This is a genomic window from Streptomyces sp. C (assembly GCF_000158895.1).
Taxonomy (GTDB): domain Bacteria; phylum Actinomycetota; class Actinomycetes; order Streptomycetales; family Streptomycetaceae; genus Streptomyces; species Streptomyces racemochromogenes.
Map to the genome: position 1 here is coordinate 550,016 of NZ_GG657750.1, position 10,956 is coordinate 560,971.

The 10,956-nt window shown below is 72.1% G+C and carries 8 protein-coding genes; 2 read left to right on the forward strand and 6 right to left on the reverse strand.

Annotated features, from left to right (window positions below):
* Nucleotides 1-14 precede the first annotated feature (14 nt).
* Nucleotides 15-1,454: an endo-1,4-beta-xylanase gene (locus tag SSNG_RS02655; protein ID WP_007262243.1), complete on the forward strand. Its 1,440-nt coding sequence runs from the start codon at nucleotides 15-17 to the stop codon at nucleotides 1,452-1,454.
* Between the two features lie 48 nt (nucleotides 1,455-1,502).
* Here the strand turns inward: SSNG_RS02655 and SSNG_RS02660 are convergent, their stop codons facing one another.
* Together SSNG_RS02660 and araD are read right to left on the reverse strand one after the other, a co-directional pair.
* Nucleotides 1,503-3,968: a glycoside hydrolase family 9 protein gene (locus SSNG_RS02660; RefSeq protein ID WP_007262244.1), complete on the reverse strand. Its 2,466-nt coding sequence runs from the start codon at nucleotides 3,966-3,968 to the stop codon at nucleotides 1,503-1,505.
* A 207-nt stretch (nucleotides 3,969-4,175) separates the two neighbouring features.
* Nucleotides 4,176-4,913, reverse strand: a complete 738-nt coding sequence (gene araD / locus SSNG_RS02665) for an L-ribulose-5-phosphate 4-epimerase AraD (protein ID WP_007262245.1) — start codon at nucleotides 4,911-4,913, stop codon at nucleotides 4,176-4,178.
* Nucleotides 4,914-5,190: 277 nt separating this feature from the next.
* Between araD and SSNG_RS02670 the strand changes: the two genes are divergently transcribed.
* On the forward strand, nucleotides 5,191-6,249 hold the full coding sequence (locus SSNG_RS02670; protein WP_042800432.1) for a LacI family DNA-binding transcriptional regulator: 1,059 nt from the start codon (nucleotides 5,191-5,193) through the stop codon (nucleotides 6,247-6,249).
* A 156-nt stretch (nucleotides 6,250-6,405) separates the two neighbouring features.
* On the opposite strand, the gene yjfF is transcribed toward SSNG_RS02670, so the two are convergent.
* The 4 genes from yjfF to SSNG_RS02690 form a co-directional block, all read right to left on the reverse strand.
* Complete coding sequence (gene yjfF, locus SSNG_RS02675) at nucleotides 6,406-7,428, reverse strand: galactofuranose ABC transporter, permease protein YjfF (protein ID WP_007262247.1); 1,023 nt, start codon at nucleotides 7,426-7,428, stop codon at nucleotides 6,406-6,408.
* Entirely contained in the window at nucleotides 7,425-8,522 is a 1,098-nt protein-coding gene (locus tag SSNG_RS02680; RefSeq protein ID WP_007262248.1) for an ABC transporter permease, read from the reverse strand. The genes yjfF and SSNG_RS02680 overlap by 4 nt, the downstream gene beginning before the upstream one ends.
* Nucleotides 8,519-10,078 (reverse strand): sugar ABC transporter ATP-binding protein, encoded by a 1,560-nt coding sequence (locus tag SSNG_RS02685; RefSeq protein ID WP_007262249.1) that lies wholly within the window; start codon nucleotides 10,076-10,078, stop codon nucleotides 8,519-8,521. The genes SSNG_RS02680 and SSNG_RS02685 overlap by 4 nt, the downstream gene beginning before the upstream one ends.
* A 118-nt stretch (nucleotides 10,079-10,196) precedes the next feature.
* The coding region (locus tag SSNG_RS02690; protein WP_007262250.1) for an ABC transporter substrate-binding protein at nucleotides 10,197-10,956 on the reverse strand (760 nt) is incomplete at its 5' end.

Below are 10,956 nucleotides of genomic sequence, written 5' to 3' on the forward strand. Positions count from 1 at the left end.
CTGGAGGCTCATTCATGGGATCGAACGCCATTGCCCCGCCCCTCGTCCGCCGGAAGACGGCGGGTCTGCGCGCGGCCCTCGCCGTCGCCGTCCTCGGTTCGGCCGCCGTGCTGGCGGCTCCGCCGACCGCGCGGGCCGCCGAGGGCACGCTCGGCGCCGCGGCGGCGCAGAGCGGCCGCTACTTCGGCGCCGCCATCGCCTCGGGCCGGCTGGGCGACCCCGCGTACACCACGATCGCGGGCCGCGAGTTCAACTCGGTGACGCCCGAGAACGAGATGAAGATCGACGCCACCGAACCCCAGCAGGGCCGGTTCGATTTCTCCGCCGGTGACCGCGTCCACGACTGGGCGACGCGCAACGGCAAGCAGGTCCGCGGCCACACGCTGGCCTGGCACTCGCAGCAGCCGGGCTGGATGCAGAACCTCGGCGGGGGCGCGCTGCGCCAGGCGATGACCAGCCACATCAACGGGGTGATGGCCCACTACAAGGGCAAGATCGTCCAGTGGGACGTGGTGAACGAGGCCTTCGCCGACGGCACCTCGGGGGCCCGGCGCGATTCCAACCTGCAGCGCACCGGAAACGACTGGATCGAGGTCGCCTTCCGCACCGCGCGTGCCGCCGACCCCGGCGCCAAGCTCTGCTACAACGACTACAACATCGAGAACTGGACGTGGGCCAAGACCCAGGCCGTGTACTCCATGGTCCGGGACTTCAAGCAGCGCGGCGTGCCGATCGACTGCGTCGGCTTCCAGTCCCACTTCAACAACGACAGCCCCTACGACAGCAACTTCCGCACCACCCTGCGGAGCTTCGCCGCCCTCGGCGTCGACGTGGCCGTCACCGAACTCGACGTCCAGGGCGCCCCGGCCGCGACCTACGCCAACGTGACCAACGACTGCCTGGCCGTCCCGCGCTGCCTCGGCATCACCGTCTGGGGGGTGCGCGACACCGATTCGTGGCGAGCGGAGCAGTCGCCGTTGCTGTTCGGCGGCAACGGCAACAAGAAGCCCGCCTACACCTCCGTGCTGGGCGCCCTCAACGCCGCCGGCTCCTCCACCCCGGCCCCCTCACCCGGTTCCGGGCCGATCAGGGGCGCAGGTTCGGGCCGGTGCCTGGACGTGCCCGGTGCCGTGACCACCGACGGAACCCAGGTCAACCTGTGGGACTGCAACAACCGCACCAACCAGCAGTGGACCCACACCGCGGCAGGCGAGCTCAGGGTCTACGGAGACAAGTGCCTGGACGCCGCCGGAACGGGCAACGGCACCAAGGTCCAGATCTACGGCTGCTGGGGTGGCGACAACCAGAAATGGCGCCTGAACCCCGACGGCTCCATCGTCGGCGTCCAGTCCGGGCTCTGCCTGGACGCCGCGGCCAACGGCACCGCCAACGGCACCCTGATCCAGCTCCACTCCTGTTCGAACGGCGGCAACCAGCGCTGGACCCGCAGCTGAAGCCGGCCACGGCGAGGGTGGCGACACCCTCGCCGTGGCACCGTTCCTTCAGGAACAGACCGACCCTGCGAGGGTGAAGCGCGTCGGGGGCGCGTTGGTACCCGAATACGTCGCCTGGAAGCCGAAGCTCGCGCTGCCGCCGGGCTCCAGGGTGGCGTTCCAACCGGCGTCCCGGGCGGTGACCGTGCTGCCCGACTGGCTCACCGTGGCGTTCCAGGCGTTGCCGATCCGCTGGTCACCCGCGAAGCTCCAGCCGAGGGTCCACCCGGAGACCGCCGAGGTGCCGGTGTTCCGCACGCTCACGGTCGCCGTGAATCCGTTGCTCCAGGCGTTGTCGATCCGGTAGGTCACCGTGCAGGGGGCCGCCGCCGTGTCGTCGTCCTCCTCCGTCGCCGTGAACGTCGCCGCCTGCACGCCGGGACCGCCGGCCGTGAACGTCGCGGTGCCCGACGACGTGTCGGCGTCCTGCCCGGCGGCAACCGCAACCTGCTGCGCCGTCGCCCAGTTGACCGGCGTGAAGACCAGGGTCGCGGCCGCCGACAGGTCCTGGTCGCCGGAGCTGCGGGCCACGGTCACCGTGACGTCCCGCGCGGGCGCCGCCGAGAGCCGTACGCCCACCTGAACCGAACCGCCCTCCGGGACCGTCACGGCCGCCGGTGCCACCTGGACCGAGGGCGCCGCCGGCGCCCCGCGCCGCTCGGCGGCGAAGGCCGCCAGCCAGGCCAGCGACGCGTTCCAGTTGATCGCCACCTCGTTGGTGGAGTACGAGCCGATGTCGTCCACGTAGCACGCCGCCGGCGCGCACCCCGCGAGCTTCTCCCTGGCCACCGGGTCCTCCAGCGCCGCGTTCGGCCCGCCCGCGAGGGAGCCGGCCGGCGGGTGGGGCAGCGAGGCGTCGTTCTGGTGCGCCCAGAACCGGTGGTGCTGGTTCTCGGAGTGGCGTTCGCCGTAGCCGGTGACGTAGGAGAGGTCGAGCGCGTTGCGGCCGAGCAGGTAGTCCAGCGACTCCAGTGCTCCGGCGCGGTAGCGCTGTTGGCCGGTGAGCTCGTACGCGACGGCCATCACCATGGCGTTGTTGGTGACCGAGCTGTTGGAGCCCCACGCGTACCCGCCGGCCGGGAGCGGCACCGGGTAGCCCTGTCCGGCCATGGTGGCGAGATGGCCGTCGGCGGCGGAGGTCAGCAGAGCGCGCAGCCGGGCGATGTCGTCGGTGGGCAGGCCCACGCCGGGGACGGTGGCGAGGGTGATGCGGCCGAGGGTGGCCGTGCCGCCCCACCAGAACCCGTCGACCGGCCTGGCGTGGTGCGGGGAGGAGGTGACGGCGTCCCGGTACTGCGGCTCTCCGGTGGTGGCCAGGAGCTCCGCCGCCGCCCAGTAGAACTCGTCGGAGACGTCGGCGTCCTCGTAAGCGCCGCCCCCGGTGTTGTCGCTCGCCGGGGCGAGCACGTCCGGGTTGGCCCTGGCGGCCGTCCAGGCGCGGCGGGCCGCGTCCAGGCAGCGCGCGGCGAACGCGGCGTCGTACGGCGCGTACACCCGGGCGCACTGTGCGGCCGAGGCCGCCAGGTTCAGTGTCGCGGCGGTGGACGGCTTGTGCAGCTCGCGCTGCTCGGCGTCGAGTTCGGGCCGGGTCGGCAGGGCGGTCCACCGGGCGTCGTGCATCTTGTGGAAGGCCATCCCTGCCCTCGGCTTGCCGGCCGGGACCTGCATCCGCAGCAGGAACTCCAGCTCCCAGCGGGCCTCGTCCAGCACGTCCGGCGTTCCGTTGCCGCGCTCCGGCACCCGCAGCGTCGCATCGCCGAGCGCCGCGTCACCGCCTGAACGGCGGGCCCTCTCGTAGGAGTTGACCACCTCCCAGACGGAGATGCCGCCGTTGACGACGTACTTGCCGTGGTCGCCGGCGTCGTACCAGCCGCCGCGCGCGTCCACGCGGTAGTCACACACCCCCGCATGGCAGGGGACGTCGCTGTCGCCCTTGTTCGGGGCGACGCCCAGGTGCCCGGCGGGGCGGGCGTAGGCGCTGCCGCCGGCCAGGGCCGCGTCGATCGCGATGCCGCTGCGCTGCTGGTAGAAGAACGACATGCTGTCCGCGCGCAGGGAGTCGTACAGCGACGGGGAGATGTCGAACGGGTGGCTGGTGCGGCCGTCGACGCCCAGGGTGTAGCCGGAGCCGGTGCCGGTGTACGCGCCGAAGTCCACCAGGTGCGTGGACTGTCCGGACGCCTGGTCGGCGCCGCGCACGGTGGTGGTTCCCGAGGCCACCACCGTGCCCGCGGCGTCGCGCAGTTGCCAGCCGAGCGGGGCGGTCGCGGCGCCGGCCACGGTGGCCCGCTTGGGGCCGTCGGGCAGGTAGCCGAGCTGGTTGACCCGGACGGACGTGTCGGCGGCGGCGACGGGGGCGGCCGCTGCCGGAGCGGTCAGGGGGGTCGTGGACAGGCCGCCGACGGCGAGCGCGAAGCCGGCGAGTACGGCGGCCGCGCGGCGGGGCCCGCCGCGCGCGGGGGTGACAGGAGGCACGGGTGGAGCCTTCCTAGGCGGGGTGTGGGAGCGCTCCCAATCAAGCCAGCAGCCGGACCGGCCCGTCAAGTGGCCTTGCGGCAAAGGGAGTTGCTCCTACTTCCCCGCCCGGACGGGAACTGCCGCGCTTCGCGCGGGTACCGTCCGGACGTCGGCGGCACGCCGGCGCGGTGGCGCTCCCCGCGCGTAGCGGGGCGGTGCGCGGCCTCAGGTCCCCGGCGCGGGGGCCGGGTTGCCGTAGTAGGCGTCCGGTCCGTGCTTACGGGTGAAGTGCCGCTCCAGGAGGTGCCTCGGCGGGTCCGAGACGCCCCCGAGGCGGAACCCCAGCGCGAGCGTGTGCAGCGCCATCTCCGCCACGGCCTCGCAGACGACGGCGTTCTCCAGTGCGGCCTTCGCGGTGGCGCCCCAGGTGAAGGGGCCGTGCCGGGAGACGAGCGCTCCGGGGACCTCTTCGGCCCGCCGGGGATCGCCGCCGAGGCGGGCGACGATCACCTGGCCGGTGTTGTACTCGTAGTCCTTCGCGCACTGCTCGGCGGTGAGGTCCTCCGTCACGGGGACGGGCCCGTTGAAGGTGTCGGCGTGCGTGGTGCCGAACACCGGGATCGGCCGGCGCGCCTGGGCGAAGGCGACGGCGTGCGCCGAGTGCGTGTGGGTGACGCCCCCGATGGAGGGGAACGCCCGGTAGAGGCACCGGTGGGTTTCGGTGTCGGTGGACGGCCTGAGGCGCCCGTCGACGACCCTGCCGTCCTCCAGCGCCACCACGACCAGGTCCTCCTCGGTGAGGTCGGCGTAGGAGACCCCGGAGGGCTTGATGACGAAGACACCGGCGTCCCGGTCCACTCCGCTGACGTTCCCCCAGGTGAGGGTGGCCAGCCCGGCGTCGGGGATCCGGAGGTTGGCCGCGAGGACCTCGCGGCGGAGCTCCCTGAGATCGGTCTCGCTCACTGCGCTCTCACCGTCTTTCCGCCACTGGACCGATCGCGGGACGCGTCGGCACCGCGGCTACGCTGCGGTTGCTGCCGCTCCAGATTGTGAACGCTAACAAGCGAAAAGCTCAAGAGATTGCGAGGAGATTCCCGCTCACACCCTCCGATGAAGGCTGCATAATGTGAGCGCCAACATCGATACTTCGCCGACCCCGCACGGCGGGCCCGGGATGTGTGCGGGCCGCGGCCGGTTCGGTACCTTGAGGGAAGGCCGCTCGATGAGGAAAGGAAGAGAGTTGACCCAGCTCCCGGACGTCTCGCGAGCGCCCACGATGACGGACGTCGCGCGCGTCGCAGGCGTGTCCCACCAGACCGTTTCACGGGTGCTCAGCGACCACCCGAACGTCAGCGCCAAGACCCGGGCCGCGGTGACACAGGTCATCGAGCAGCTGGGCTACCGGCGGAACTCGGCGGCCCGGGCCCTGGCCACGCGCCGGACCCACACGCTGGGCGTCATCGCGGTGAACACCACCCTGCACGGGCCCGCCAGCACCGTGGCGGGGGTTCAGGAGGCGGCTCGCGACCGCGGCTATCTGACGTCCGCCGTCACGCTGCGGACGGCCACGCAGACGGCCCTCGCCGAGGCCATGCAGCACCTCGCCGGCTGGGGGGTGGAGGGGATCGTCGCCGTCACCCCGCAGCGCGCCGCGGTGCGGGCCCTGGCGGCGCTGGAGGCACCGTGCCCGGTGGTCACCGTGGAAGGCGGCCACACCCTGGCCCTGCCCGGGGTGTCGCTGGACCAGAACCTCGGCGCCCGCATGATCACGGAACACCTCCTCGCCTCGGGCCACTCCACCGTGTGGCATGTCGCGGGCCCCTCCGACTGGCTGGAGAGCGAGGCCCGCACCCAGGGGTGGGAGGACGCGCTGCGGGACGCCGGAGCCGAGGTGCCGCCCCTGCTGCGCGGCGACTGGAGCCCCCTTTCGGGATACCAGGCCGGCCAGCAGCTCGCGGGGCGGGTCCGGGCGTCACGAGGAGGGGGAGCGGGGCTCACGGCGGTGTTCGTCGCCAACGACCAGATGGCCCTCGGCGTCCTGCGGGCCTTGCGGGAAGCCGGCCTGCGCACGCCCGAGGACGTGGCGGTCGCCGGCTTCGACGACATCCCCGAGGCCGAGTTCTTCCCGCCTCCGCTCACGACGATCCGCCAGGACTTCGCCTCGCTCGGCCGCGACAGCATCGGACTGCTCCTGGACCACATCGAGGGCCGGGCCGAAGAGCCGACGCACCTGGTGGTGGTCCCCGAGCTCATCGTGCGCGCCAGCACCGCCCGCAGGATCGCCCTCCCCGGCGAATGACCCCCGGCACGGCCGGTGCCCGGCCCCTCCTGCGAGGAGCCGGGCCTGCCCGGAGGGCAGGTGCAGCGGTCGCGGAACCCTCCGGAGCCCCCCGGCACCGGACGGCGTACACGGTCGCGGCGCCGACCCCCGGGAGGCGCCGCCCGCGGACCGCCGTCAGCGCGCGGCGGCCCGGCGGCCCCCCATCAGGCGTTGCAGCACGATGAACACGAGCAGCAGGGCACCGATGACGATCCTGGTCCACCAGGAGCTGAGGGTGCCCTGGAAGTTGACCATCGTCTGGATCATGCCGAGGACCAGCACCCCGAGCGCGGTGCCCAGGACGAAGCCGGACCCTCCGGTCAGCAGGGTGCCGCCGATCACGGCGGCGGCGATCGCGTCGAGTTCCATGCCCATGGCGTGGAGGGCGTAGCCGGAGAGCGTGTAGAAGGTCAGCAGCACGCCGCCGAGCGCGGAGCACAGGCCGCTGACGCCGTACACGGCGATCTTCGTGGTGCCCGTCGGCAGACCCATCAGGCGTGCCGAGGATTCGCTGCCTCCCAGCGCGTACACGTTGCGGCCGAAGCGGGTGTGGTGCAGGACGACGAAGGCGGTCACCAGAACGGCCAGCGCGATGAGCACGGGGACCGAGACGAACAGTCCGCCCGGGCCGTAGAGCCTGGTCTGGGCGACTCCCGCGGTGACGGGATCGTTGATCGTGATGGATTCGGTGCTGATCGTGTAGCAGAGCCCCCGGGCGAGGAACATGCCGGCCAGGGTGACGATGAACGGCTGGATCTCGAAGGTGTGGATGATCCAGCCCATGAGCGCCCCGCTCCCGGCGCCGACCAGGAGGACCAGGGGGATCACGGCGGCCAGGGGCCAGCCGTGCGACTCGACCAGCCAGGCCGTGATCATGGTCGAGAGGGCCACCATGGAGCCGATGGACAGATCGATGCCCCCGGTGAGGATGACGAAGGTCGCGCCGACCGCGACGACCAGCAGGAATCCGTTGTCGATCAGCAGGTTCAGCACGACCTGTGCGGAGAGGAAGCCCTCGTAGCGCACGGATCCGACGCCGAACATGACGACCAGCAGGACCGCGGTGACGACCAGTGGGATACGGGTCCGGGCGCGCGGGGAAACGGTCGCGAAGGAGCGGGCCGTCCGCGCGGCGGCGTTCACGGTGCCGGTACTCATGCTCGGACCTCCTGCTCCTGCGGGGTGGTGCCCGCCGTGGCGGCGGATCGGGGGGTGGTCGCCCGGCGGCGCACGACCCTCGCCCGGAAGGCCGGGGACTGCACGAGGCAGACGATGACGACGACGAAGGCCTTGAAGACGAGGGTGGTCTCGGGAGGGACGCCGAGGGTGTAGACGGTGGTGGACAGGGTCTGGATGATCAGGGCGCCCAGGACCGTCCCGCCGAGGGAGAAGCGCCCTCCGGTCAGGGCGGTCCCGCCGACCACGACGGCGAGGATCGCGTCGAGCTCGATCCACAGGCCGGCGTTGTTGCCGTCGGCGCTGGAGACGTTCGAACTGATCATCAGCCCGGCGACGGCGGCGCACAGGGCACTGAAGACGTAGACCAGGGCGAGCAGGCCACCGGCCCGGATGCCCACCAGGCGGCTGGCGGTGGGATTGCCGCCGACGGACTCGATCAGCATGCCGAGGGCGCTGCGGCGGGTGACGAAGGCGGTGAGCGCGACGAGGACGGCGGCCAGCAGGACGGCGAACGGGAGGAGCAGCCAGTAGCCGCCGCCGATCATCTTGTAGGGGGCGCTGGTCACCGTGATGATCTGGCCGTCGGTGATCAGCTGGGCGACGCCGCGGCCCGCGACCATGAGGATCAGGGTGGCCACGATGGGCTGCACCCGCAGACCGGACACCAGCAGTCCGTTGGCCAGGCCCAGCACCAGGGCGACCCCGAGCGCGAGGGCGACGGCGGTGAGCGTGGTGGCGACGCTGCCGGGACGCGCCGCGGTGGAGATGTGTCCGCAGGCGAGCGCGCCGGCGATGGCGACGGTGGAACCCACCGAGAGGTCGATGCCCCGGGTGGCGATGACGAGGGTCATACCGAGCGCCACGAGGACGAGGGGCGCGCCGAAGCGCAGGATGTCGACGGGGCTGCCGTAGAGGTGGCCGTCACGTACCCGGACCGAGAGGAAGTCGTGGTGGAACGCGAGGTTGCCGAGGAGCAGGGCGAGCAGCACGAGCGCGGGCCACAGCAGGCGGTGGCGGGCCGTTCGCCGCCCGGGGCCGCCGGCGGCCCCGGATGTGGCGGGCTGGGGGGTCATGAGTCCGTTCCGGTGGCGATGGTCGTCAGGAGTCGTTCGGGGGTGACGGAGTCGTCGTTGGCCAGGGTGGCCACCATGCGGTGGTCGCGGAGCACGGCGATGCGGTGGCTCAGGCGAAGGACCTCTTCGAGTTCCGCCGAGACGAACAGCACGGCGGTGCCTTCGCCCGCCAGGCGGGCGACGAGCTTCTGGATCTCGGCCTTGGCCCCGATGTCGATGCCCCGGGTGGGTTCGTCGAGGATCAGGAGGCGGGGCTCGGTGAGCAGCCAGCGCGCGAGGAGGACCTTCTGCTGGTTGCCCCCGCTGAGGTGGCGTACCTGCGCTTCGGGGTCGGCGGGACGGATGTCCAGGGCCTCGATCCAGTGGCGCGCCAGTTCGTCCTGCTTCGCACGGGTGAGCGGCCTGGTCCAGCCGCGGGCGGCCTGCAGGGCGAGGATGATGTTCTCGCGGACCGTGAGCTCGCCCACCAGGCCCTCGGACTTGCGGTTCTCGGAGCAGAAGGCGATGCCCCGGGCGATGGCGTGGCGGGGGCTGCGCAGGAGCGCCTTCCGGCCCTCGATGCTCACCTCTCCGGCGTCCGCGCTGTCAGCGCCGAACAGCAGGCGCGCCGCCTCGGTGCGGCCCGAGCCCAGCAGGCCGGCCAGTCCGATGACCTCGCCGGCGTGGATGTCGAGGTCGTAGGGTTCGATCGAGCCGGTACGGGTCAGCCGTCGGGCCCGGAGGAACGGCTCGCCGGCCGCCCGCCCGGCCCCGGGTCCGTGGGCACGGTCCGACAGCTGGTCCAGGGTGGCCAGTTCTCCGCCGATCATCCGCTGGACGAGCGTCACGGGGGTGAGCTCGGCGATGGGGTACTCGCCTTCCAGCCGGCCGCCCCGCAGGACGGTGACCCGGTCACAGAGGTCGAACACCTGGTCCAGGAAGTGCGTGACGAACAGGATGGCCACACCGCGGTCCCTGAGGCGCCGCACCAGCCTGAAGAGCTGGGCCACCTCCTCGCGGTCCAGGCTGGAGGTGGGTTCGTCCAGCACGAGCACCTTCGCCGAGACGTCGACCGCCCGGACGATGGCGACGAGTTGCTGTACCGCCAGGGAATGCGCGTCGAGCGGGCCGGCGACGTCCAGGTCGAGCTCCAGCTCGGTCAGCAGCTCGGCCGCCCGCCGCCGCATCTCGGACCAGCGGACGAGACCGAACCGGCGCGGTTCGCGCCCGATGAGGATGTTCTCGGCGACGGAGAGGTTGGGGCAGAGGTTGACCTCCTGGTAGACGGTGCTGATTCCGGCCCGTTGCGCCTGGAGGGGGTCCGTGAACGCGTGGGGGCGGCCGTCCACGAGGACGGTGCCGCCGTCGGCGGGGTGGACACCGGTGAGCACCTTGATCAAGGTGGACTTCCCGGCGCCGTTCTCGCCCATCAGGGCGTGCACCTCGCCGGGGAAGAGCCGCAGGGCGACTCCGTCGAGGGCGAGTACGCCCGGGAACCGCTTGCGGATGCCGTGGGCTTCCAGGACCGGCCGCGGGCCGCCGGTGCCCGTGGGCGGCTGCGTGGACGGAGGTGTCATCCGCCCTCCTCTCGTGTGGGGGTGGTGCGGGCTCGGTCGCCGGCCTCGCGGGCCGGCGGGATCGGCAGGGGACGGCCGGGCCCGCCGGGAGTCCAGCGGCGGCGGGGGCCGCCGCCCGTCAGTACTTGCGGGAAGGCAGTGCGGCCGCGGCCTTGTCCTGCGGGAACACGCCCTCCTCGGTTTCGACCCGGGCGGGCACGCTCTCGCCCGCGACGACCTTCTTGGCCAGGTCCATCAGCTGGTCGCCGAGGAGCGGGTTGCACTCCACCACGACGTTGATCTTGCCCTCGGTCATCGCGACGAAGGCGTCCTTGATCCCGTCCACCGAGATCACCTTGATGTCCGTACCGGGCTTCTTGCCGGACTCCTCGATGGCCTGGATGGCGCCGAGGGCCATGTCGTCGTTGTGGGCGTAGAGGACGTCGATGTGCTTCTGGGACTTGAGGAACGCCTGCATGACCTCCTTGCCCTTGGCGCGCGTGAACTCGCCCGACTGCGAGGCGACGATCCTGAACTTGCCGTCGCCCCGGATGGCCTCGCCGAATCCGGCCTTGCGGTCGTTGGCGGGTGCGGAGCCCGTGGTGCCCTGGAGCTCGACGATGTCGACCGGACCCTGCTGGTTGGCGTACGCACCCGTCAGCCACTCCCCCGCGGCCTTGCCCTCCTTGACGAAGTCCGAGCCCAGGAAGGTCTTGTAGAGGGAGGTGTCCTTGGTGTCCACGGCCCGGTCGGTCAGGATGACCGGGATGCCGGCGTCCTTGGCCTCCTTCAGCACCGTGTCCCAGCCGGACTCCACGACCGGGGAGAAGGCGATCACGTCGACCTTCTGCTGGATGAAGGTGCGGATGGCCTTGATCTGGTTCTCCTGCTTCTGCTGC